Genomic DNA, 20,630 nt, shown 5'->3' with positions numbered 1-20,630 from the left:
TGCGATGAGGCGAGAACTCTAGCTAAAATAAATTCCATTCTGTCGAATGGGTGCTGTTTCAGGACCGTGCGCCTCACGTAACCGCCCCAATCTGCCACGGGACAAATTCGTTGTCTCCGTAATCATAGTCCTCGCTCGCCGTATGTTCCCCAGAAGCGACGGCTATGATGCGTTCAAAAATCCGCTCGCCGGCTTCGTGAATGCTGTCTGTACCGTCGATGATGCCGCCGCAATTGATATCCATGTCTTCGCTCATGCGATGATACATTTCGCTGTTGGTCGCGACCTTGATGCAGGGAGCCGGTTTGAAGCCCGATACGGATCCCCGCCCGGTCGTAAAAACAATCAGGTTGCAGCCGCCGGCGACTTGTCCTGTTACGGCAACGGGATCGTAGCCGGGAGTATCCATGAACACGAAGCCCGGTTCGGTGATCAGTTCACCGTACTCGTAGACTTCCTGCAATGGCATGGAGCCTCCCTTAGCAACTGCACCGAGCGATTTTTCCAGAATGGTCGTCAGTCCGCCTTCTTTGTTGCCGTGAGAAGGGTTGTTATTGAGTTCCGCGCCGTTCTTTTCCGTATAGTCCCGCCACCAGTCAATACGCTTCATCAGCTTCTCCGCGACAGCTGGGGTTGCGGCGCGGCGCGTAAGGAGGTGTTCCGCGCCATAAATTTCGGGAGTCTCGCTAAGGACAGCCGTTCCTCCATGCTTCACAAGGAGGTCCGCTGCATATCCCAGAGCTGGGTTGGCGGTTATGCCGGAGTAGCCATCGGATCCGCCGCATTGGAGGGCGAGTTTTAGTCCCGAGAGAGGGACGGAGGTACGCTCGACATCGTTTATGTCAGGTGCCATTTCATCGATGATGCGGATGGCCTCCTCAATGGTTTTGCGCGTTCCGCCCATTTGCTGGATCGTCATGGTGCGGAGCCGGGTCCCCTCGTCCAGCTCGAAAGCCTCGACGAGATGACTGATCTGGTTCGTCTCGCATCCCAGCCCGATGATCAGTATCGCACCAAAATTGGGATTACGCGCATAGCCGTTCATGACGCGGCGCAGATAAACGAAACCTTCCGTATCCATGGGAATGGCGCAGCCCGTTCCGTGGGTCAGCGCTACGACACCGTCGATATTCGGATAACCGCCAAAACCCTTTGTTTTGTAGTGCTCCGCGATGGCCCTGGCGACCGTGGCCGAACAATTCACCGAGGTGATGATGCCGATGTAATTGCGTGTGCCGACGAGACCGTTGGGTCTGACATAGCCGCGAAACGTGCGCCGCTCTTCCGAAGGCAGAAGTGGTGTAGGGCCGCCGTCCCTGGCGAATTCGTGCGAAACGTGGCTCTCCAGCATGGCGAGATTCTTGAGATGAACGTGTTCGCCCGCCCGGATGTCGGTTTTCGCCGTGCCGATGACCTGACCGTATTTCAGGACCGGTTCGCCGTCGGGAATTTCACGTACCGCAATTTTGTGTCCGCTCGGGATGGCATCCAGCGTCGTCAGACCCGCCAACGTCTCTCCAGCCTCGATCAGCCTGGTCGCGACGATCACGTTGTCGGCTTCGTTGAGACGGATGGTCGACAGGCCTGAATTGTGATCACGCCTAAATTCCGATTTGGTTGTTACGGCCATTTGTATCTCCAGAGAGAGGCTGGTGTCAGCGTCAGCCTTCAGGCGTTAGCGTTCTTGGCCCCAGTGAGAAACCAGGCCGCGTCGTATTGGTGAGAAGACGCTCACAATCCCATGAAATCGGCCATGAGTTGAAGCTGGCAACTCAACATATGCTTTCCGAAATGGATGGTGCAGCCTGCGTTTCCCGCGGCTTTCAGGAGCGGCGTTATCTCGGGCTCCATAATCACCTCCGCGACTGTCATGCCGGATGTCAGTGTGCTCACATCCAGAGGAAGGGGATCGTCGGATTTCATGCCGAGCGTGGTTCCGTTTATCACGATATCGTGGCTGGAAGCGTCCGGCGTTCCCAGCGCGACCACGACATCGGGATACATGGACAGAAGCCTCTCACGCAGGTCGACGATCTTCTCGGTGCTGCGGTTCGACAGCGTAATACGTGACGCCCTCGCTTCCGCCATGGCAAAGGCAACGGCACTTGCAGCACCACCCGCGCCGACGAGATAGACCGACTTGCCCCGGATATCCTTTCCCTGGCTGCGAAGCCCTTCAACGAAACCGACCCCATCGAGCTGACCACCGACAAGCCGCCCGTCCGACTCCCGGCGCAGGATGTTGGCGGCGCCCACAGCCCGTGCGTGGGGTGTCAGCTCATCGCAAAGCGCCAGAATCGCCTGCTTATGAGGCACCGTCACGATCGCCCCATCAAAGCTGCGCAGTTTCCGCAGTGACCGAACCAGTTCCGGCAGATCGTCAGGAGTGACGTTCATGGGAACCATGACCGCATCCTTACGGCGTTCCCGCGCGATCCGGTTGATACCGGGCGGTGCTTTGACGTGCTCGATCGGGTGAGCCAAAATGCCCAGAACCCGCGTCCTTCCAGTTATTTCACTTGCATCCGCCGCCTCAAGCGACACAGCAACGACATTCGTTGACATATCGATACCTCTCAGCGTCCCCAGCGTAACGCGACGGGATTGACGGCACGCGCCAGCTCGAGAAGACCTTCACGGCTCGCCGGATGCAGCGGCTTCAGGGGGTGACGAACATGATCCGACGCGATCACGCCGCCCTCCATCATCACGGCTTTCGCCGCCCGCAGGCCGCACTGCCTGTTCTCGTAATTGATCAGGGGCAATATCTTCTCATAGCCGGCCATTGCCGCATACCGATTACCTTTCGCATGGCTTTCGATGATCGGCTTTATAAGGTCCGGAATCATCGCACTCGCCATGACGCCGGTTGCCCCGGCATCGAGGTCGGCCATCAGGGTGATGGCTTCCTCACCATCGAAAGGCCCCTCGATCGCATCACCGCCGACTTCGATGAGCTTGCGCAGCTTGGCTGCCGTGCCGGGCACCTCGATCTTGAAGTATCGCACAAGCGGATGAGCCCGGGCGATGCGGACCAGCAGATCGACCGAAAGATCAACGCCGCTCAACGGCGCGTCCTGGATCATGACGGGAATTCCGCCCGCATCTGCCACACGGGTGAAATGCTCGTAAATGGCGCTTTCATCTACCTTGATGGCACCCGCACCATGATAAGGCGGCATCATCATCAGAAGTTTCGCCCCATGGCTGGATGCATGGGCTGCCCGCCCGGCGGCGATGCGCGTGCTGAAATGGCTGCAGGTCACCATGACGGGAACCCTGTCGCCGACATGCTCCAGACACACTTCCGTCAGTTGCGTCCGCTCTTCGTCGGAAAGTAGGAACTGTTCAGAGTAATTTGCCAGGATGCATATTCCGTCGACCCCCTGATCGATCATGCAGTCCAGGACACGCCGCTGGCCATCTAGGTCCATATCCCCATTGGCATGGAAAGGCGTCGGCGCGACGGGAAACAAGCCTGAATAGGGCTGAACAGTTGTCATAAGAATACTCCCGGTATCGAGACGGGCAGAACCTACCCAGGTCTCGGTTCAGATGGCCCCACCGGTTCGGTGGGGCCGAATTTCGACTGATCCGGACACAGAGTTTCCAAAAGGAAATAGAACGGTTCCAGATAGAGATCGTGGCAAGGTACCGCCACATGGTTGACGGCACAGGCGGGCGCTTCGCCGGAACGCATGTTCCGGCGCTCAAAGTCAGCCAGTTTCGTTGTGTTTCCTAGCCAATCAAACCGATCGCGCGCCCCATGCCGCCCGTGGCGCCCTTGAACTTGTGGGGCAGAAAAATGAACACGGCGCCGCGGGTCGGCAGTTTACCCAGATTCGTCAGATTTTCCGTTGCGTACATGCCACGTCCGAGCGCGGCCCAATGCGGCGTGTTGTCGTCCTGCATCGCGCCAATGCCGCGCCCGTCGACGCCGATATGGCGAACGCCGCGATCAAAGAGAAACTCGATTGCTTCAGCCGAGGGTGCCGGATGAGAACGGTCATATTCGAAGCCTTCCGGCAGCGGCTTATAGTATTTGTCGGACCAGTCTGCGCGGAAAAGAACGATCTCGCCGGGCTGGAAACCACCGTGCCGCTCTTCCCATTCCTCCAAGAATTCACGGGAGATCCAGGGGCTCTCCGCCAGATGCGTATGGGTTCCCTTCGGGGCTGCCTCAACCAATGAGCGGACATCGACGACGACGGCGGGACCAATGAGCTGCTTGAGGTCGAGCTGCTCAATCGTGACCGTGCCGAATTCGGTGGCGTGTGGCAGGCCGCTTTCAAGAGACGGCGTAAAATGCGAGGGGGCGTCGATATGCGTTCCCGTATGGTCGTCATGAATCTGGACATATTCCAGAAAGACACCGCGCGGATCGGTATAGGTGTTGAAAAGATACTGATTCATCCGCTGCCCTTCGGGCGGGGAACAGGGCATGTCCGGACCCGTCGTAACCGACAGATCGACGATGGTGGCACCCTGGAGAAGCTGCCACAGCTTGTTTGTCGAATTCGTGCTCATCATTGTTTCCTAGATCGCCCGTTGTGCAGATGACGAAACAATGCGGCCGATAAAAAAAGTTGTCAACGGTTTCACAGAAGAAAATCTGAAAAACTTTCCACCATGAAACAAATCACGCGGACTTCGCCGTCAACCTCTGCTTCAGCAACTCGCGAAGCGTCTGAGCGAGGTTCGGCGTGGCACTTGAGCACATTACGAGCAACTGGGCGGGCTTCCCCTTCGCGGCGATATAGGCATGCCCCATGGTGCTGTCGAAATAGACGCTGTCACCGGCATCCAGCGATATTTCTTCGTAAAGCGACGTATAGAGCGTGATTGTCCCATCGAGAACATAGAGAAATTCTTCTCCCACATGGGTCCAGAGACCGTCCACGCGCTGGAGGGAATCGGCCTTCACGTCGATTACCATCGGCACGATGCGCTTGTGCGCTATGTCCGTGCAAAGATAGACATATTTGTAATTGTCGTCCTCCATCACCACACCGTCGTGCTGACGGCTTACGCTGCGGCGCCCCATCAGTTGCCGCGGCTCCTCGCCGGAAGAACCAGGTGCGAGAAGGTCGCCGATCTCGATATCCAGGCCGTCACAGAGTTGTATTATCGTCTGATAAGACGGAGAGATAAGGTCGTTTTCGATTTTCGAAAGCGTGGACTTGGAGAGCCCCGTCTTGTCCGCAACATCCGCAAGCGTCCAGCCGTGATGACCTCTCCTTTCGCGGAGAACCTGCCCGATCATCGCAGGCGGCTTGCGGGTGCTGCTGTTCATTTCCATCATCGATCGTCCGTGTTGGTTGCTTGCCCTGCGCTGAAGCGCGTCAATCTACAATTGCGATCCGTTACCATGACTCAAATATTTCATAAAGGAAATTGGAAAAACTCCACAAACCCGCGATGCCACGCGCATCAGGGCACAAAACGCTGTTCGCTGGCGTTTGTGACGCGTACCAAATGTGCGTCCTACCAAGTCACCGCGGAAAGTTCTTCCGCCATAAGCGGCTGGGAAAATTCAGCTTTTCAGATAAAGTCCGTCAAAAACCATCGTCGAGCAGTTTGCGCGGTTTTCTCGCCTTGACTAAATGTTTCCTTTATGAAACTGTATGAAAAAATGAAAGCCGCAGGGCAAGGGTGAACACAGGTAGCGACGCTTGCGCGGAAACGCGGGAAGTGGACGAAAGCCGAAGACAGCGCTGGGAGTTTTCCGAAAGGAAACCTGTACGACGACGGTCCTCTTTAAAAAGGGGAGCGACGCGCGGTCGTGCTCGCCTTCAGAAGGACGATCCGGATACAAGGGACTATACGGATGCCGCACGAATTAGAAAAACCGGAAAAGCCGATGGCAATCCCGCTGCTTCGGATGCGCGGCATAAAGAAGCAGTTCGGCCCTGCCTTCGCCCTGAACGGGGTCGATCTCGATATTTATCCGGGTGAGGTTCACGCTCTCATGGGCGAGAATGGTGCCGGCAAATCGACCTTGATGAAAATTCTTTCCGGTGCACATTCCTGCACGGCGGGGACAATCGAGGTCAACGGCGGCCCTGCCCTCATTTCCGGCCCCACCGACGCCAAGAGGCTCGGCATATCCATCATCTATCAGGAGCTGGCGCTAGCACCCAATCTGACGGTCGCGCAGAACATGGTGCTTGGGCAGGAAAAAGCCCGGTTCGGGTTTGTCGATCGCAATGCGACAATAACGGCCTGCCGTAAGGCTCTTGACGAGCTGGACGTAGACTTTTCACCAACCGACAAGGTCGCCTCCCTCTCGCTAGCCCAGCGTCAGCAGGTGGAAATCGCACGCGCGCTGCTGTCAGACTGTCGTATCCTTGTCATGGACGAGCCGACGACGTCCCTTTCCTCCCGAGAATGCGAGCGTCTTTTTGCCATCGTCCGGAAGCTGCGGGCGCAGGGTCTGGCGATCATCTACATCAGTCATCGAATGGACGAAGTCTACGACCTCGCCGACCGCGTGACGGTTTTGCGCGACGGACGATACGTCGGCTCCGTCACGCGCGCTGACCTGTCAGAGGAACGGCTGGTCCAGATGATGGTCGGCCGGGACCTCTCGAGTTTCTATCAGAAGGACAGGAATGCCGGCTATGCGCCCGGCGCCACGCTTCTGTCGGTGCGCAACCTGCGGGACGGCGCGAAGGTCAAGGACGTCAGCTTCGATCTACGGCGCGGCGAAGTTCTCGGTCTCGCCGGCATTGTCGGCGCGGGGAGAACGGAGTTCGCCCGCCTTGTCTACGGTGCATCACGTGTGACCGGTGGAACGATGTTGCTCGATGGGGAGCCAATCGAAATTCGAAGCCCGCTCGACGCGCTTCAGGCGGGCATCGCCTATCTCACGGAAGACCGAAAGCATGACGGCCTGTTTCTCGATATGAGCGTCTCCGCGAATGTCAATATCGCAGCCATCGGAGACGACAGCAAAGCCTGCGCGTTTCTGGACAGAACCAAGGAGAAAAGCCGCACCGCTGGCGCGATAAGGGAGATGAAAATTGCCCTGTCCGGCCCTCAGATCAATGTCGGCGCGCTGTCGGGAGGCAACCAGCAGAAAGTGCTTTTGGCGCGACTGCTGCAAACCCGGCCGAAACTGATCATTCTCGACGAGCCGACGCGAGGCGTCGATATCGGCGCCAAATCGGAAATCTACCGGATCATCGAGACACTCGCCCACAACGGAACCGGTGTGCTGGTCATTTCGAGCGACCTGCCGGAACTCGTCGGCATCACCGATCGCGTCGTCGTCATGCGTGACGGCCGCATCGAAGGCGAAGTCGGAGGCTCTACCGGCACGCCCATCACCTCGGAAAAAATCATCGCCATCGCAACCGGCACCGCGGGACGCGACGGCCATCCCCTTCGGGAGGCAAGACCATGACCACCACACTTTCCACCGAACAACCGCTGGTTCGGCGCAAACGTGCAATTCGCACGTCCTTCCATGCGCTTGGCATGTTCCCGATCCTCGTCCTGATCAGCCTGGCTTTCCAGTTCATGAGCGGTTACACCGAAACCGGAAGCCTGCTCGATGCCTGGACATCGGGGCGCTTTCTCACGATGCAGAACCTGTCCATCGTGATGCAGCAGGCCTCCATCAACACCGTCCTTGCAGCCGGCATGACATTCGTCATCCTGACCGGCGGCATCGATTTGTCGGTGGGCTCGATCCTCGCGGCATCCGCCATGGTTGCCGTCATGGTTTCGCTCGTGCCGGGATGGGGAATGTTCGGCATAGCGGCGGGCATTCTGCTCGGCTTGTTTTTGGGCGCCGTGAACGGCGGGCTGGTTGCTTTCGGAAAACTGCCGCCGTTCATCGTGACGCTCGGCTCCCTGACTGCCGTGCGCGGCCTTGCCCGCGTGCTCGGTGATGACAAGACGGTCTTCAATGCCGACCTTCCGTTCGCGGCCATCAGCGGCAACGCCTTCCTGGGCATTTCGTGGCTGACGGTGATGGCGTTCGCCGTAATCGTGATCTCCTGGATCATCCTCCGCTTCACCACGCTCGGCGTGCGGATCTATGCGGTGGGTGGCAACGAAGCCGCGGCGAAGCTTGCGGGAATCAAGGTCTGGCAAATCCTGATGTTCGTCTACTGCGCTTCCGGCCTTCTGGCGGGTCTAGGCGGGGTCATGTCGTCCACGCGCCTTCTCGCTGCAAACGGTCTGCAACTCGGACAATCCTACGAACTGGATGCGATCGCGGCCGTCATCCTGGGCGGAACCAGCTTCGTGGGCGGCGTCGGAACGATCTGGGGCACGCTGATCGGTGCGCTGATTATCGCCGTCCTTTCCAACGGGCTCATCCTGACCGGCGTCTCGGACGTCTGGCAGTTTATCATCAAAGGGCTCGTCATCATCTGCGCAGTTGCGCTCGACCGTTATCGCCTAATGAGTTCGGGAAGAACCTGACAGACGGAGGAAGCTTCCGGCTGGGGCTTACCAACAATCAATCCAATCGTAAAAACAGGAGACTAACGATGAAAAGTGCATGGTTTGCCGCTCTATCGATGCTCGCAGTCACGGCTTCCACGGCCTCCGCCAAGGACCTGAATGCTATCGGCATCTCGCTTGCCTCCCTTGGAAATCCCTTCTTCGTGGCCCTTGCAAAGGGCGCAGAAAGCGAAGCGAAGAAGATCAATCCCAATGTCAAAGTCACGACCCTCGGCTTTGAACAGGATCTCAACAAGCAGATCGACCAGATCGACAATTTCATTGCATCCGGCGTCGACATGATCCTCCTCAATCCGGGCGACCCCAAGGCTCTCGCGCCCGCCATCAAGAAGGCTCGTGACGCCGGCATCATCGTCGTTGCCGTCGATACCGCAGCTGACGGCGCCGATCTGACTGTCACGACGAACAACGTGCAGGCTGGCGAAATCGCATGTCAGTTCATCGTCGACAAGCTCAGCGGCAAGGGCGACGTCATCATCCAGAACGGCCCTCAGAACTCGGCCATCATGGACCGTGTCGTCGGCTGCAAGAAGGTGTTCGCGGCCAATCCCGATATCAAAATCCTCTCCGATGACCAGAACGGAAAGAGTTCCCGCGATGGTGGGCTGGAAGTCATGCAGTCGCAACTGACGCGTTTTCCCAAGATCGATGCTGTCTTTGCCGTGGCGGATCCGCAGGCGATCGGCAGCAACCTTGCTATGAAACAGCTTAACCGCTCCGGCATCATCATCACCTCCGTGGACGGTGCGCCGGATCTTGAAGCCGAACTCAAGAATGATGCAAGCCAGGGCATCCAGGCCACGTCCGCGCAGGACCCCTACAAGATGGCTGCTACTGCCGTCGAACTCGGGAACAAGGTGCTCAATGGCGAAACGCCGGAGAACGCGGTCGTCCTTCTCAATGCGGAACTTGTGACCCGTGACAATGTGGCCGAGCACAAGGGCTGGGAAGCCGTGCGCGATTAGTCGACCCATACCCAAGCCGGGCGTCATAACGGCGCCCGGCCGTATCTGCTGAGGCACGATCTGGAGACGCGCAGACAAGCACGAGTTCTCCAAGCAGGGCCGCCTTTATCATACCGAGCCGCATTTACAGTGGCTGGTGCATGGATCGGGCCTGGGCCCGACGACCTACCTAAAAGCCGTCAACATTAACATCAAGGGGAATGACTATGTCCAAATACCACGCGGCATTGTTTGCCATGACCGTATCTATGTTGGCGCTCAGCCCAGCGCATGCCGATACGTCATCCAAGAAAATCGCATTCTCGAACAATTACGCCGGCAACACCTGGCGTCAGGCCATGCTGGCCAGTTGGAACGACGTCACGCCCAAGGCCGTTGCCGACGGTATCGTTGCGGCCGCTGACGTCTTCACAACGGCTGAAAACCAGGCAACTGAACAAGCGGCACAGATCCAGAACCTCGTCCTACAAGGATATGACGCCATCGTCATCAATGCGGCCTCGCCGACAGCTCTTAACGGAGCGATAAAGGAAGCCTGCGACGCAGGCGTCGTCGTCGTGACATTCGATGGTATCGCCACGGAACCGTGCGCATGGCGTGTAACGGTCGATTTCAAGGAAATCGGCTACCGCCAGGTCAAGTTCCTGAACGACGTCCACCCGGAGGGCGGAAACCTGCTCGAAGTCCGCGGCCTTCCGGGCACCTCGATCGACAGCCAGTACCATGAGGGCATCCTTGCCGGCGTCAAGGATTTCCCCAAGTTCAAGGTCGTCAGAGAAGTTCAGGGCGATTGGTCTCCAACTGTCGCACAGAAGGCAGTGGCTAGCGTGCTGCCGAGCCTGCCTGAGATTGTAGGCGTCGTGACGCAGGGAGAGGTCGGCTTCGGGACAGCGGAAGCCTTCAAGGCGGCAGGCCGGCCAATTCCGACCGTATTCTTCGGCAACAGCCAGGCGGAACTGGCCTGGTGGAAGGAAAATATCGACAAGAATGGTTACAAATCCCTGTCGGGCTCCATTCCGCCGGGCATGAGCAGCATGGCTTTCTGGGTGGCCCAGCAGATTCTCGACGGCAAGAAAGATATTCCGAAGGACCTGACCGTACCCTTCCTTGGGATCGACGCTGCAGGGCTGGACACCGCCCTCGCATCCACGCCGGAAGGCGGCGTGGCGAACATCAACTACACGCAGGACATTGCGATCGAGGCAATCGCTGCAGCATCCAACCAGTAATGGCAGACGGCCGGCCCTTTCAACGGGGCCGGCTGTCCCGAACGCGGAGGATTCAAAGTTGACCTTAACGGCAGAAGCGCCCTTCGTTCGACTCGAAAACATCACCAAGAACTACGGCGCGGTCCGCGCCCTTGGCGGCGTGGATCTGACTTTCAATTCAGGCGAATGCGTCGGCCTGGTGGGCCATAACGGGGCCGGAAAATCGACGCTCATGCAGATCCTTGCCGGCAATGTTCGACCCGATGGCGGAGAGCTTTCGGTTCTGGGCCAGAACGAGATCATATCCTACGGGGTCCAGCGCGCGCTCGCGCTCGGCGTCCGTTGCGTTTTTCAGGAATTATCGCTCTGCCCGAACCTGACGGTAGTCGAAAATACCCGTATCCGTCACCCGTCGATCACCGGTTTCGGATGGCGCAAACGTGCGTCACGCCTGATTAGAACCTTTCTCGACGACATCTTTCCGGGCAATAGGATAGCCGTGGACGATCTTGTGGCCGACCTGACACTGGGACAGCGTCAGATGGTCGAAATCGCGACGGTCTTTGCGAAAACGCCGTCTCCTCTTCGTCTCGTTATTCTGGACGAGCCGACCTCTTCGCTCGACCAGGCCATTGCGGGCCAGCTCCTCGATTATGTGCGCCGTTTCGTCGCCGAGGGCGGGTGCGTCATCCTCATCTCACACATTCTCGGGGAAATTCTTACGACCTGCGACCGGATCGTGGTCATGGGCGATGGGCGCGTCATGGAGGAGCGGCCAGCCGCCCGATTCAGCAAGCATTCGCTGGTCGAGGCCATGGGGCATGTGAACCATGAACCACAGGCTCACGGACCGGAAACCGTTGTTAAAGCAAGAACGGCCCCGGTCGTCGCCGAGATACAGCCTTCCAGACGCGGTAGCATGAAGCTCGAGGCGCGCAAGGGCGAAATCATCGGGCTCGGCGGCCTCGCCGGTCAAGGTCAGACGACATTGCTCGTTCTGCTTCAACGATCTGCCGGAAGACATTTCGTTTTTGCCCGGTGCAGCGGGCCGGTCGCCTTCGTTGCCGGTGATCGGCAGACGGACGGCGTCTTTCCCCCTGTGGTCGATCGGCCAGAACGTCACGATCCGCTCGCTTGGCACCATGCGACGCTTCGGCCTGATAGACCCGAAGAAGGAGCGGGAGATGGAACGGCGCTGGAAAGAAAGGATGGCGATCAGGACGCCGGACATGGCCAACAACATCTATACGCTTTCTGGCGGCAACCAGCAGAAAGCACTGTTTGCACGCGCACTGGCATCCGATGCCGAAATCATCTTGATGGATGACCCGATGCGGGGCGTCGATATCGGCACCAAACAGGAGGTGTACGACATCATGCGTAGCGAGGCAGCGAAGGGACGCACCTTTGTCTGGTACACGACGGAGTTCGAGGAACTGACCAGCTGCGACTACGTCTATGTTCTGCGTGACGGCGCGATCGTTTCCGAAATGCCTCGTTCGGAGATGACGGAGGCCAAGGTGCTTCAATCTTCATTCGCGGAGGTGGCGCAATGATGCCCAATCTAATGACGCCCCGTGCTCTGCGTTCGCTTCTGCCGGCGATATCATTCACTGTCCTTCTTATCGGGATCTTTTATGTTCAGCCCCGGACGATGAGCTTCCTCGGCCTGAACCTGATGCTCAATCTCGCTCTTCCCATCGCACTGGCGACAATCGCGCAGATGTTCATCATCACCGTGAACGACATCGATCTGTCTCTCGGTGGTTTCGTTTCTTTCACGGCCTCTATCGGGGCAACCCTTCTCGGTGAAAATCCCGTCTTGGGTGTGCTCGCCCTTCTGGCATGCATCGGCGTCTATGCTCTGCTCGGCGCTATTATCCACATCCGGAATCTGCCTTCTATCGTCGTGACGCTGGGAATGAGCTTCGTGTGGCTGGGGGCAGCCATTCTCGTACTGCCGACGCCGGGCGGCCAGGCACCGGGTTGGCTGCGTGCGATCGTCTCCGTCAAGACGACTTTCATCCCCTTCGTAATCGTCGCAAGCGCCGTCATTGCTGTAGGTGTCCATTTCTTCCTCATGCGCTCATCAACCGGCGTGATCCTGCGCGGCGCTGGAGGAAATCCACAGGCCGTGGCACGCGCCGGCTGGTCGCTTTTGCGTGCCAAGGTCACGCTCTACGCCCTGGCCGGCGTCTTTGGCGTTCTTTCCGGCCTGACACTCGTTGGGCTTACGACATCGGCCGACGCCAATATCGCTCTGCGCTACACGCTTCTCTCCATTGCCGGCGTGATCCTCGGCGGCGGCGAATTCGCCGGCGGGCGTGTTTCGCCCGTGGGCGCCGTTTTGGGCGCCCTCACGCTCACACTCGCCAGTTCGCTGCTGTCATTCCTCAGAATTTCCGGGGACTGGCAGATCGGCGCTCAGGGTGCAATCCTGATCCTCGTCCTTGCGCTGCGTGCCCTTGTCAACCGAATGGAGAGACGCGCATGATCTCGACCGTCTCAAGACTGGGAAAATTCGCCGGAAAAGCGCCGTGGGGATTCTCTTTTCTTGGAGCCGCCGCCGTTTTCCTGGCAACGATTATTTTCACCGAAGGAGCCGGAGCCGGACAGATCGTCACAACCGCCCTCACCTTCGGCACCATGTACGTCATCGTGGCGCTGGGGCAGATGTACGTCATCACCGCCGGACCTGGTAACGTGGACCTGTCGATACCATCGACCATCGCCTTGGCCGGGGCCGTTTCCATGAAGATCATGGACGGAAACGACGCTCTTATTCTGTGGGGCCTGATGGCCGCTGTCGGGGTCGGCATAGCGGTTGGATGTTTCAATTTCGCGCTGATAAGGCTGTTGTCGATCCCGCCCATCATCGCCACGTTGTCCGCGAGCTTTCTCGTGCAATCCGCGTCGATTGCCTACGGGCGAGGTCTTCGCATCCGGCCCCCTGGTGCATTTGCCGAATTCACCACAGGACGGATCTGGGGTATCCCGACGCTGGCGATCGTCGTTATTTTTTTAACCATCATTGGCGCCGCCGTCCTCCACAGAACGGTTTACGGCCGATCGGTCACTGCCATCGGCCAGAACCAGAGGGCTGCGGAATTGGCCGGCATCAGGGTGGATCGTGTTCGGTGGAGGACCTATGTCATCTGTGCGTCCCTTGCTGCGCTGTGCGGCGCTGTCCTTGCCGGCTTCTCCGGCGGCACTTCGCTCAACATGGGCGAGGAATACCTTCTCGCCTCCATAGCTGTCGTCGTTATCGGCGGATCGTCCGTTGCCGGCGGGCAGTCGAACGTCGCAGGATTGTGGGGTGCGTCTCTCTTCATGTATCTGCTTGTGACCATGCTCAACACGTTCGGCGCCGGAGCGGGGATACGCATGATCATGACCGGCCTCATAATTATCACTATCATCACCATCGCGGGCGGCTCCAAACCCTCCCGAACCTGAGTGTTGATCATGAGCGGCCTTGAGGGAATAATTCTATGAAACGAAAAGAATATCTGAACTTTGCTTAGATTCGCGGCGTAAACAAAACGAGCGGCAACTTCGAGTGAATAGCCCCTAGATTTGTAGACGCCTTCTTTCCTTATTTTGAGGTAGGAACAGTATCATGAGCAGATCGAATTTCAGCGAAGATTTTAAGCGCGACGCCGTGCGTCAGATCACGGAGCGAGGCTACCCGGTTGCGGAGTTTTTTCACCGAGAAGTGAGCCACCCCTAAGTATGGTTTCTGATCAGGCTTTGGTCAAGTGATTGGCCTTTTCTCCTCTCTTCTGTGCTGCTGCGGCCGAGCTTGCCTTGGGCGGAAGCTGTCGTTTCCCGTTTCCAGGATGTGGCAACGATGGGTCAGGCGGTCCTGCAAAGCGGTGGTCATCTTGGCATCGCCGAAGACGGTAGCCCATTCGCTGAAGCTGAGGTTGGTGGTGATGACGACGCTGGTGCGCTCGTAAAGCTTGCTCAGCAAGTGGAAGAGCAGCGCTCCACCCGAGGCACTGAACGGAAGGTATCCGAGTTCATCGAGGATCAGCAGATCGAGACGGACCAGCGCCTCGGCGATCTGGCCTGCCTTGCCTCTTGCTTTCTCCTGCTCGAGCGCATTGACCAATTTGATGGTCGAGAAGAAGCGGACCTTTCGGAGTGATGCTCGATAGCCTGGACGCCGAGGGCGGTCGCGACGCGTGTTTTGCCGGTGCCCGGCCCCCCGACGAGGACAATGTTCTGCGCTCCGTCGATGAACTCGCATCGATGCAGTTGGCGCACTGTTGCCTCGTTGATCTCGCTGGCAGCGAAGTCGTAGCCGGAGATGTCCTTGTGGGCAGGGAAGTGCGCAGCCTTCATATGATAGGCAATCGAGCGAACCTCGCGCTCGGCCATCTCGGCTTTCAGCAACTGGAACAGGATCGGCACGGCCGCATCGAAGGCTGGTGCTCCTTGCTCGATCAGGTCGGTGACCGCTTGGGCCATGCCATACATCTTCAGGCTACGCAGCATGATGACGACGGCGGCGCTGGCAGGATCATGACGCATGCCGACCTCCCACGATCCGGACACGCAGACCATCGTAACGTTCGACGTTTGCCTTGGGTTCTCGAGCCAAGGTCAGCGCCTGCGGCGTGTCGATGTCGGGGCCGTCGGTCGTTTTGCCATCGATCAGACGATGCAGCAGGTTCAGCACATGCGTTTTGGTTGGCACGCCTTGATCCAAAGCCAGCTCCACAGCCCTGACGACAACCTGTTCGTCGTGATGAAGCACCAGAGCGAGGATATCGGCCATCTCACGATCGCCACCGGGACGGCGAAGCATCTGGTCCTGCAACTGTCGAAAGGCCAGCGGCAATTCCATGAAGGGAGCACCATTGCGCAGGGCACCAGGCTTGCGTTGGATAACGGCAAGGCAATGCCCGCCAGTCCCTACGTCAACTCGAAAGAGACGACCTGGTCACGCGCTACGATCTCGTGGAGATGCAACCGCGGCAGAATACGAGTTGACAGAATTGGGGATGGGTCTTCTCATTCGTATGATACCGCTGTGGACGGGAGTCGTCGAGAATTCGGAGCAGTTTCAATAATCCCGTGAGGACTTTGATTCCCATCCACCAGAGAAACCGTCCTGGGCAGACGGGTTGGTAGCCCTGACACAGACGCCCTCCGTCAGTAATGGCCATTGTCAAAGAGCAGCCTCTGCTGAAGTTGGCGATTGCGACGTAGCGTGACGGAGGAGAGCAAGCCATCGCACTCCCCGCCGCACCTTAACCTCTTTAATTAGACGTCAGGTTCGTGTTGATCCAATCGGAAACATCCGTGACCTTGATGCCTTCTCGTACGTTGAACGTGCCGGCCTTGTCCCATGCCATGCCTCGCCCGATACCGAAGGCAGCTCGGTATTTGCGCATCATGTTCTGCGGATCGTTTGCCAGTTCTGCCATAAGGACCGGAACCGTCCATTCGGACCGGCTGAAGGGCCTTTTCAAACCCGCTTCCAGCTTGTCAGCGAGCTGACCATAGGTGACCGTGTCCCCCGCTAGGAATACGATTTCGTTGGCGATAGTCGGCTCATAGAACACGATTTCAGCGGTGAGCACGCCGATATCGTCAGGCGTGGTTACCGTAACAGCGTTGTTGTAGCTGCCAAGAGCTCTGACCGTGCTCTTTTCGAGATCGACGACACCAAATTCTGGCTCGAACAGATAGCTCATGAACATGCCGGTGGAGATGATCACCCATTCGGTCTTGTTTTGCGAGCGCAGCAGTTCACGCACATCAAGCTGCGCATCGAAGATGTCCTGCGGACCACCTCGACCGATTGCTTCGAAATCAACACCGAACTGCCACGGGAAATAGCGCGGGATCCCTGACTGCAAAGCAGCCTTTGCCAGTTTCATCGGCGTGTCGATGCCAGCCGCATAGCCTGTGCAGCCAATGACGGTGTCATAAAGCGAGAACAGAGAAGCCAATTCGTCAATTGAACTTTTGACCAGATCCCCTACGACGATCTCGATCCCCAAGTCCCGGATTTCAGCAATATCGCGCTGCTTGGCGGGCGAAGCAGAATCTACGGCGCTAGCCCGCAACAGAACGCTGATCTTGGCGTCGTCGATGTCCTTTGCGCGACGCGCCAGATTGCGCAAGACCGGCATCCCGAGTTCTCCAGCACCCAGCACAAGGATATTCCGTGACTTCACGTTCGAAACTGTCTGATTCATCGTTTTTTCCTTCAAGAATTTAGTGTCGCCACTACTTGGCAAGAGCGGAGCATGAAGAAAAGAAGGTACACGGATGATACTGCGGTAAAACTGAGGGCGGGCAGAGAGGACCCTGATCCGCGGAGGGATCAATTCCTCTCGCGGGATAACGCGCTCGCTGCGCTGGACTGTCGATGAGATAACTCGACAACCTCTGACGTGCCCATCGCGGATACGTGTCGCGCTGACAATTGCGCCCAGTTGTGGAATAATGTTCGCAGGCTGCATATTTTGGCGTATAGGCGGCGCCGGCTGTTGCGGTAGCGGAGGTCCCTTTTTGAATACTACACCCTTGATCAGTCAATTGGCGGCAAAAATCGTCGAATATGTGAGGACACAGGATGATCCTCACGGTATGCGCCTGATTGAGCGCAAGTTAGCGGAACACCTGAAGGTCTCCCGTTCGCCAGTCCGTAGCGCGCTAAAGGTCCTTGAGGATCAGGGGTTCGTACAGACCGCACCCACAGGCGGGTTTCTCGTATCATGGAAGGGCGGCGAAATTCGTCTACCTCAGCTTGATGATCCTGTGCAGGAAGATGGGGAGGTTTACTCTAAAATCGCAGTTGATCGTTTAGAGGGGAGACTTCCTGACAGAGTGACGGAGAAGGAACTGTGTCGTCTATACGACCTCACCAAGGGGCAACTCGCCAAGATCCTTCGGAAAATCCATAGCGAGGGTTGGATCGAACGCCTCCCCGGTCACGGCTGGGAGTTCCTCCCAATGCTGACATCGATGCAGGCATACAAGGATAGCTACCGCTTTCGTCTCACAATCGAGCCTGCAGCCATACTGGAGCCTACCTTCAAGTTGAACCGTGCCGCCCTTGAAGCGTGCCGAGCTCAGCAGCAGCAATTAATCGACGGCGACATCTGGAACGTATCTAATCCCGACCTTTTCGACCTAAACAGCCAGTTGCACGAAGCAATCATTGAGTGCAGTGGAAACCTTTTCTTTATCGAGTCCCTCCGCCGCATTGATCGAATTCGAAGGCTTATCGAATACAAGAGGTCACTAGATAGAAAATACGCGATCGTGCGCAGCCAAGAACATGTGCAGCTTGTCGATCTACTTCTGGAAGACAAGCGGCAGCTTGCCGCCGCCTACATGTCACAGCATCTCTCATCAGTGAGCATGATGAAGGTCGCAACACGACCGCACGATGAATTCTGACGACTTTACCGATGGCAGATCTGCGATCTGGCTATTACATTTATGTCCGATTGTAGGTCGCGGCCTACCGCTTTTGCTCTTACACCATTGAAAGAGCGACTTTGGTATGCCTTCCAGCGAAACAGGTCCGCCGGTAGCGGAAACCATTTGCCCACCAAAGCGCTGAAGTCTGTTGGATGCCTCAGATATCCGGTTTCAGACCCGTGCAGAGAGGATTGAGTTGTCGACCGCGCGGGAATCCGTATCCCGCGCGGTAGAAAGGCGCCTATCTGGGCTACCAAAGAGCGGTCATGAGTATGAGCGTCAAGGCAACCGTTATCCCTCCGCCAATGCGCGTTGCAATCTGTGCAAAGGGCATGAGCATCATGCGATTTGATGCCGACAGGATAGCAATGTCTCCTGCGCCGCCCATTCCGCTATGGGTACTGCTGACGATTGCCGACTCAATCGGGTATAGATTGACGAACCGGGCTGTGACAAATCCTGATGCCGTCATTGCGACAACTGTCGACACGATAGTTATCAGATTGGCCGGTGCAAAGCCTTCAACCAGCTTCTCCCACGGCGTTAAGACAATGCCGAACGCAAAGAGCATAGGATACGCGATGGCGGTCAGGCAGAACTTGTAGACAGTATACGAGCCGGTCTGCAGCCGCGGAGTGATGCCATGGAAAAGCTTGAGCGCAACGGCAAGGGCTAGCATCACGACTGGCGCGGGAAACGAGAAAAGCTGTTGGGCAAGTACGCCGGTAAGATACAGTGTTACTGCGATCATCCCGGCGGCGGCAATGTTCTGAACATTCCCATCAGGTTTAACGGTCTCTACAGCGAGTTCTTCGTCATCTGTGGGCTGAAGTTTGCCATTGCCGGTCAAAGCCGGAAATCTCCGGCCGAGCGAGCTCAAGGCCCCGGCGCAAATGATGGCTGTGAGATTGCCGACGAGGATTGCCGGCATTACACGCGCGAGAACTTCGCCCTGCTCCATACCGGTTATTCCGTGATAGCCGACGGCGAGAGGGATTGCTCCCTCGCCCACTCCGCCTGCCATAATCGGGGCAACGATAAAGAAGAAAGTGTCCCAAGTGCCAAGGCCCAAAAGCGTGCCGACGGTGACACCGACGAGCGCCGCCACATTCGACCCGACGAAAAGAGGGACGAAAATCTTCATGAAGCCCTTGATGAGTGTGGAGCGGTCCATACTTAGTATCGAGCCAACTATGACCGCCGCAATGAACACGTACAGGATCCCCGTCGACTTGAAGAAGCTCTCAACGACAGTGCTCATTTGTGGGGGAATCCAGCCGCGATAGGCGAGATACGATGGCACGAATGTGACGACAACCGCCGCGCCACCGATATTTTTGATAATCGGCAAGCGCTTGCCCAGTTCGCCAAGTGTGAATGCGAAGGCGGCCATGATGCCGATGACGGTAGCAATGTCGCTCTTGATCGTTCCTAGCCAAGTAAAGGCTGCAAGCAGCGCGATCAGCAAGACGTAGATCGGCAAAGGAATGATCCCTAGGTCGAAATCCATCCATTTCTGCCAGACGTTCGTTGAGGCTTTCGGTGCTCGTGTCACGCTGGATTGCGCGTCGGAATGCGATGCAATGTGGGTCATGGCTCTCCTCCCAGGAGGCTGGGTTATGGTCAGGGGTGATTGAAGAAGTCGAAGATCTCGGTAGGGTTCTCGGACAGAATGCGCGCAAGGCGCGTCTCGTCTCCGATCCAACTGCGCAATCGACGAAAGTCAGCATCGTCGTTGACTTGTCTAAACGGCTCGATTTCGGAAGCGCTGCGCTTGGCGCGGTCTGCTCCTCCACCAGTATGCGGCCAGTCCGAAGCCCAGAGCATACGCTCGGGCGCGGCGTTGATCATCGCTTGTGCTGCGGGCCTGAGGTCCTCGTAGTCGACCAATTGACTGCCGGTCCGGCAAGGCGCTGACAGTTTAATCCAGACCCGCCCTCTTCCAAGAGCACTCAGCAGCTTCTTGAAGGCCTCGTCATTGCGATCCATTCCGCATTTGAACCCTGCGAAGTGATCGAGGATAAGCGGTACGTTTTCCCCCTCAAGCCGCTCGATGGCAGCAACCGCGGTATGGGTATCCACATATAGCTGAACTGCCATTCCAACTTCCTTGGCCCGCTTCGCGGTTTCGGCTATGACGAGAAGCTTGTCGCGTGGAGCTGCTGTTTTTGCGGCTTCGAAATTAACTCTGATCGCTCGCACGCCGACATTCCAAAGATCAGCCAGTTGATCCAGGGTCACGGTTTCGTAGTCGACGACCGCCACCCCGCGGGCCCTGTCTGGTCCAAAGTGTCGAAGCGCCGAGACGAGGCAACGGTTGTCGCTGCCATAGACACTCGGCTGAACCAGAACACACCGGTCCATTCCCATCCGCCGCATCAACTGCTCGAGTTGTCCGCAATTCGCCTCACCAGGAGTGTAGGAACGTCCAGGATGGTAAGGGTGGTTTTTCGGATCGAAAACATGGACATGTGCGTCGCAGGCACCCGCAAAAAGACCTGTCCCGAGAGAGCGGGGCGAAGTTTGAGCATTCATG

Annotated in this window: 15 protein-coding genes and 3 pseudogenes; 8 read left to right on the top strand and 10 right to left on the bottom strand. The window is 57.6% G+C overall.

Annotated features, from left to right (window positions below):
* Nucleotides 1-73: 73 nt before the first annotated feature.
* The 5 genes from RBH71_RS02215 to RBH71_RS02195 form a co-directional block, all read right to left on the bottom strand.
* Nucleotides 74-1,630: a UxaA family hydrolase gene (locus RBH71_RS02215; protein WP_112155504.1), complete on the bottom strand. Its 1,557-nt coding sequence runs from the start codon at nt 1,628-1,630 to the stop codon at nt 74-76.
* 101 nt (nt 1,631-1,731) lie between these two features.
* Nucleotides 1,732-2,565, bottom strand: coding sequence for a shikimate dehydrogenase family protein (locus tag RBH71_RS02210; RefSeq protein ID WP_112155503.1), 834 nt, complete (start codon nt 2,563-2,565; stop codon nt 1,732-1,734).
* 11 nt (nt 2,566-2,576) lie between these two features.
* Entirely contained in the window at nt 2,577-3,503 is a 927-nt protein-coding gene (locus RBH71_RS02205; RefSeq protein ID WP_112155502.1) for a dihydrodipicolinate synthase family protein, read from the bottom strand.
* Between the two features lie 235 nt (nt 3,504-3,738).
* Nucleotides 3,739-4,527 carry a cyclase family protein gene (locus RBH71_RS02200; RefSeq protein ID WP_115064435.1) on the bottom strand — a complete coding sequence of 263 codons (789 nt, stop codon included), beginning with the start codon at nt 4,525-4,527 and terminating at the stop codon, nt 3,739-3,741.
* 112 nt (nt 4,528-4,639) lie between these two features.
* Entirely contained in the window at nt 4,640-5,302 is a 663-nt protein-coding gene (locus tag RBH71_RS02195) for a helix-turn-helix domain-containing protein (RefSeq protein WP_112155500.1), read from the bottom strand.
* A 525-nt stretch (nt 5,303-5,827) separates the two neighbouring features.
* Here RBH71_RS02195 and RBH71_RS02190 point away from each other — a divergent pair.
* The 7 genes and pseudogenes from RBH71_RS02190 to RBH71_RS02160 all read left to right on the top strand — a co-directional run bounded on the left by RBH71_RS02190 (nt 5,828) and on the right by RBH71_RS02160 (nt 14,104).
* Nucleotides 5,828-7,405 (top strand): sugar ABC transporter ATP-binding protein, encoded by a 1,578-nt coding sequence (locus tag RBH71_RS02190; RefSeq protein ID WP_112155499.1) that lies wholly within the window; start codon nt 5,828-5,830, stop codon nt 7,403-7,405.
* On the top strand, nt 7,402-8,433 hold the full coding sequence (locus tag RBH71_RS02185) for an ABC transporter permease subunit (RefSeq protein ID WP_112155498.1): 1,032 nt from the start codon (nt 7,402-7,404) through the stop codon (nt 8,431-8,433). The genes RBH71_RS02190 and RBH71_RS02185 overlap by 4 nt, the downstream gene beginning before the upstream one ends.
* 68 nt (nt 8,434-8,501) lie before the next feature.
* Nucleotides 8,502-9,440: an ABC transporter substrate-binding protein gene (locus RBH71_RS02180; protein WP_112155497.1), complete on the top strand. Its 939-nt coding sequence runs from the start codon at nt 8,502-8,504 to the stop codon at nt 9,438-9,440.
* 200 nt (nt 9,441-9,640) lie between these two features.
* Nucleotides 9,641-10,669: an ABC transporter substrate-binding protein gene (locus RBH71_RS02175; protein ID WP_413373831.1), complete on the top strand. Its 1,029-nt coding sequence runs from the start codon at nt 9,641-9,643 to the stop codon at nt 10,667-10,669.
* Between the two features lie 58 nt (nt 10,670-10,727).
* Nucleotides 10,728-12,204 (top strand): annotated as a pseudogene (locus tag RBH71_RS02170) (ATP-binding cassette domain-containing protein).
* Nucleotides 12,204-13,142 carry an ABC transporter permease gene (locus RBH71_RS02165; RefSeq protein ID WP_112155521.1) on the top strand — a complete coding sequence of 313 codons (939 nt, stop codon included), beginning with the start codon at nt 12,204-12,206 and terminating at the stop codon, nt 13,140-13,142. Before RBH71_RS02170 ends, RBH71_RS02165 begins: the two are co-directional and overlap by 1 nt.
* Nucleotides 13,139-14,104 (top strand): ABC transporter permease, encoded by a 966-nt coding sequence (locus RBH71_RS02160; protein WP_112155494.1) that lies wholly within the window; start codon nt 13,139-13,141, stop codon nt 14,102-14,104. Before RBH71_RS02165 ends, RBH71_RS02160 begins: the two co-directional genes overlap by 4 nt.
* 287 nt (nt 14,105-14,391) lie before the next feature.
* On the opposite strand, the pseudogene istB reads toward RBH71_RS02160, so the two are convergent.
* The 3 genes and pseudogenes from istB to RBH71_RS02145 form a co-directional block, all read right to left on the bottom strand.
* Nucleotides 14,392-15,184 (bottom strand): annotated as a pseudogene (gene istB, locus RBH71_RS02155) (IS21-like element helper ATPase IstB).
* A pseudogene (locus tag RBH71_RS02150) lies at nt 15,174-15,557 on the bottom strand (IS21 family transposase); the annotation flags it as partial. The pseudogenes RBH71_RS02150 and istB, both read right to left, overlap by 11 nt.
* Nucleotides 15,558-15,915: 358 nt before the next feature.
* Nucleotides 15,916-16,860, bottom strand: a complete 945-nt coding sequence (locus RBH71_RS02145) for an aromatic alcohol reductase (protein ID WP_112155492.1) — start codon at nt 16,858-16,860, stop codon at nt 15,916-15,918.
* A 316-nt stretch (nt 16,861-17,176) separates the two neighbouring features.
* Here RBH71_RS02145 and RBH71_RS02140 point away from each other — a divergent pair, with 316 nt between their 5' ends.
* Nucleotides 17,177-18,070: a GntR family transcriptional regulator gene (locus RBH71_RS02140; protein ID WP_323687030.1), complete on the top strand. Its 894-nt coding sequence runs from the start codon at nt 17,177-17,179 to the stop codon at nt 18,068-18,070.
* A 274-nt stretch (nt 18,071-18,344) separates the two neighbouring features.
* Here RBH71_RS02140 and RBH71_RS02135 read toward each other — a convergent pair whose 3' ends face one another.
* Both RBH71_RS02135 and RBH71_RS02130 read right to left on the bottom strand, forming a co-directional pair.
* Entirely contained in the window at nt 18,345-19,688 is a 1,344-nt protein-coding gene (locus RBH71_RS02135; RefSeq protein ID WP_323687029.1) for a 2-hydroxycarboxylate transporter family protein, read from the bottom strand.
* Between the two features lie 29 nt (nt 19,689-19,717).
* The gene (locus tag RBH71_RS02130) at nt 19,718-20,629 is read right to left on the bottom strand and encodes an amidohydrolase family protein (protein ID WP_112155490.1); all 912 of its coding nucleotides are present in this window, start codon (nt 20,627-20,629) and stop codon (nt 19,718-19,720) included.
* Between the last annotated feature and the right edge of the window lies 1 nt (nt 20,630).

The sequence above is a fragment of the Rhizobium sp. AN68 genome (assembly GCF_030758035.1).
GTDB classification, from domain to species: domain Bacteria; phylum Pseudomonadota; class Alphaproteobacteria; order Rhizobiales; family Rhizobiaceae; genus Agrobacterium; species Agrobacterium tumefaciens.
The sequence above is the reverse complement of the archived record's forward strand: the minus strand, read 5'-3'. Positions and strand labels throughout refer to the sequence as shown.